The sequence below is a fragment of the Kluyvera ascorbata ATCC 33433 genome, from assembly GCF_000735365.1.
In the GTDB taxonomy this organism is placed as follows: domain Bacteria; phylum Pseudomonadota; class Gammaproteobacteria; order Enterobacterales; family Enterobacteriaceae; genus Kluyvera; species Kluyvera ascorbata.
Map to the genome: position 1 here is coordinate 1 of NZ_JMPL01000205.1, position 3,523 is coordinate 3,523.

General features: G+C 51.0%; 3 protein-coding genes. 1 reads left to right on the plus strand and 2 read right to left on the minus strand.

Translation table 11 applies throughout. The annotated features are described in order from the left end of the window. The coding region (yecR, locus tag GKAS_RS22995; RefSeq protein WP_035897821.1) for a YecR family lipoprotein at window positions 1-285 on the minus strand (285 nt) is incomplete at its 3' end. A gap of 85 nt (window positions 286-370) precedes the next feature. Next, window positions 371-2,467, minus strand: a complete 2,097-nt coding sequence (locus tag GKAS_RS23000) for an HD domain-containing phosphohydrolase (protein WP_246870768.1) — start codon at window positions 2,465-2,467, stop codon at window positions 371-373. Between the two features lie 375 nt (window positions 2,468-2,842). On the opposite strand from GKAS_RS23000, the gene GKAS_RS23005 reads away from it, so the two are divergent. Next, a complete protein-coding gene (locus GKAS_RS23005; protein ID WP_035897825.1) occupies window positions 2,843-3,481 on the plus strand; it encodes an RpiB/LacA/LacB family sugar-phosphate isomerase in 639 nt (212 codons plus the stop codon). The last annotated feature ends 42 nt before the right edge of the window (window positions 3,482-3,523 follow it).

The following is a 3,523-nucleotide window of genomic DNA, read 5'->3' on the forward strand; positions in this document are numbered from 1 at the left end:
TTGCAAGGTAACATGCTCATTGAGGCACAGTGAGCCGCTGGTGGTGGTGCAGGTGGTGATGGGTTGGCCGTAGGAAAACGCGGTGGCATATCCTATTTGCTGGCAGGCTTTATTGGCTTCAGATTGAGCCAGATAGCTATCGGTTTTGGCATTCTGCAAAATGGCCTGCCCGTAGGTCAGGCGCACGATGCCGCTGTTGGCATCCACTTCGCTTACGCTCGCCGCACGGGGCACGGTACAAGCCGTCAGGGCCAGGAGGGCGGGAATAAGAATGAGGCTTTTCATTAATTCGCTCTGCGCAATCAGTCGTGACCTCATTGTAACCATCGCCGCTGCAAGCAATCCTTTGAATAGTCGCTATAACCTGGGGTTAATCCTTCTGTGACTCATAAATTTCCTGAAACTGCAGGTGTAGCGCGCAAAAATGTTTCACCAGCGTCGGGTCAAAGTGGGTTCCGGCGCTGTTAACGATAATTTCAGAGGCGCTTTCATGGGAAAAGCTCGGTTTATAAACGCGCTTTTGCCGCAGCGCATCGTAGACATCTGCCAGTGCCAGGATACGCGCCTCCAGCGGAATCTCTTTGCCGGCGAGACCTTCCGGATACCCAGAGCCGTCCCATTTTTCATGATGGTAGTGAATCAAATTTTCGGCCACTGAACCGAGCACCAGTCCCTGGACAATTCGCCATCCCTTAGTGGTATGTTTTTGAATCTGCTTAAATTCCTCGTCGGTGAGTTTGCCCTTTTTACGCAGGATATGCTCAGGTACCGCAATTTTTCCGATGTCGTGCAGGGAGGCAAACGTCTCAATATCACGAATTTGCTTCGGTGGCAGTTTGAGCGCGTCGGCAAGCAAGCGGCAGTAGGCGGCCACGCGACGAATATGACAGCCGGTTTCATCATCGTGAACGTGATTTATCTTCTCCATCGCTTCAACAATGCTGCGGTTAATGGCCCGGTTCTTATTCATATGGCGCCACATCATCAGCATCAGACTGAGAATAAAGAACAACAGGGCCAGAAGCCCGGCGCTGATAATTTGCAGCGCGTTTTTGCTTAAGGAGGTGGGTTGCACTACGCTCGCTGGCGGTACCTGCTGGTAACGATAGCTGGAGATAAGATGCACCTGTGATATCAGGGCGTACAGCGGATGGGCAATGTTCATCCAGGTGCCAATCTGGTAGTTTGAGTGGGTCATCCCGGCAACTTTTAATGCCCCACGGAACAAATCGCTTCCGCGTAGCGCCTGTTCCATTGAACTCAAATCCCCAAGAATGTAATCAATATGATTGCTGTCGATGGTATCGAGCAGTTCATCAATTGACGCGCGGGCAATAAGCGTAACATCGTTACCAAAGCGCTGACGCAGATAGTCGGCGGCAAACGAGCCGCGAATGACGCCGACCCGCTGATGGCGAACCTGCTCTTCGTCGAGAATAAAGGGCGCGGTGGCTTTGTTGTAATAGGCGTTATACCAGTTGACCAGCGGGCCAACCTGACCCTCCATTTGCGTACCATTGCTCACGTCAAAAATCTCGGCCAGGCGGATTGGCCAATCTTCATTTTTCATTCTTATCATGTAGTTATCAACGAACTGCACGTCGACGTTAATATTCAACAAATCGCGAAGATCGTTGACCAGACTGATAGCACTGCCATGATAGCCCTGGTCGTCACGCCAGATAATGGGCGCGAAGTTTTCATTCTTTGGCAACCAAAGGGTGAGCCGGTTTTTCTCCATCCAGATGCGCTCGTCAGGCGTTATCGTCAAACGTTGACGAAAATACTCAAGACGACTTTGTTCCTCTAGCGCCCGGAGTTTTCCGTTCTGCTGCCATTCGTTAATCAGTTGATTGATATTGCTACGAAGCGAAATCAGCTCCGGGCTGATACCGAAGGAGGCCGTGATACGCAATGAGTCAAACGGTCGTGAAATCGTGTAGTAGTACTGTGGTCCGCCAATTTCACGATTTTCATTAATATAGAAATCTGCGCCGCCGCTGCGCAGAATTTGCAGCGCTTCTCTGCTGCTGTCGACTTCGATAACCTGCTGGAACTTTAACGTAGGATACGCCTGCTTCACCAACCGCTGAGTCGGGTCGTTTCGCCGGAAAATGACCCGCGTGTTATTGATATCACTGATGGATTTAGCCTGGCGGGTAATGCTGGCGGTAACGATGGGATTCTCAAGCAGCCGGGACGATAAAATGGTTTTTTTGAGGTGTTCTCGCGTTTGCAGCACGCTGGCGTAGAGCCCGTAGTCATGATGGGCGAAGCGCTGCTCAAAGGTGGTGCCGTCGGTGGGGCGTAGCGTCAGGTTGTAGCCGTAACGCGCGTTAATCGCGTGCAGCAATTCGGGATAGAAACCCTGGAATTGACCGTGATTGTCGCGCCAGAACTCAAAGCTATCCGCATCGAGAATCCATACAGGGATAGGCGCCGCCGCTCGAATTTTTTGCGGTGGCACGGCATGAGCGCGGGGCGCCCAAAGTAGCATAAGGGTCAGTAGAACAAGGAGACCCAGCGCGTGTCGAAATCCTCGGCGGTCCTGTGTCACAAGTCAGTTCCTTTGCAGTGACTATTTCATCCATTGAAACGCTGACAAACAGCAGGGGCTTTCTGCCCATTTACCCAGTCTAGTCGACCATTCACCCAGGTGATAGTAAATAATTAATGGTTTATGTAAGGTTTTATCTACAGGTCAAAGGCAAAAATGTGACCCCATTAGTAAAAATTAAAACTACTTTTCATAAAATTTGAAAGTATGTTTGACTGGTAGTAAGGTGAGAATACTAATCGAACGACTGCGGATAACCCCGCTTAGCTTTCAGGAGAGGAAAGAATGAAAATTGCACTGATGATGGAAAATAGCCAGGCCAGCAAAAACGCGACTATTCATCATGAGTTAAAAGCCGTTGCCGATGAAAAAGGCTTCCCGGTCTATAACGTGGGTATGAGCGATGAAAACGATCATCACCTGACCTACATCCATCTGGGCATCATGGCCAGCATCCTGCTGAACTCCAAAGCGGTCGATTTCGTCGTGACCGGTTGCGGTACCGGCCAGGGCGCGATGATGTCTCTGAACATTCACCCAGGCGTTGTGTGCGGTTACTGCCTGGATCCAGCAGACGCCTTCCTGTTTGCTCAGATCAACAACGGTAACGCACTGTCTCTGGCCTTTGCAAAAGGCTATGGCTGGGGCGCAGAGCTGAACGTTCGCTACATGTTTGAAAAAGCGTTCACCGGTCGTAACGGCGAAGGCTATCCGCCAGAGCGTAAAGAGCCGCAGGTTCGCAACGCCGGTATTCTGAACCAGGTGAAAGCGGCCGTGGTGAAAGAAAACTATCTGGATACCCTGCGCGCTATCGACCCAGCGCTGGTGAAAACCGCCGTTTCCGGTCAGCGTTTCCAGGAATGTTTCTTCGAAAACTGCCAGAACAAAGAGATCGAAGCTTTTGTTCGTGAGGTTCTGGCGTAAGCCTGACGCTCAACGGATAAATAAAAACCCACGCTCAGGCGT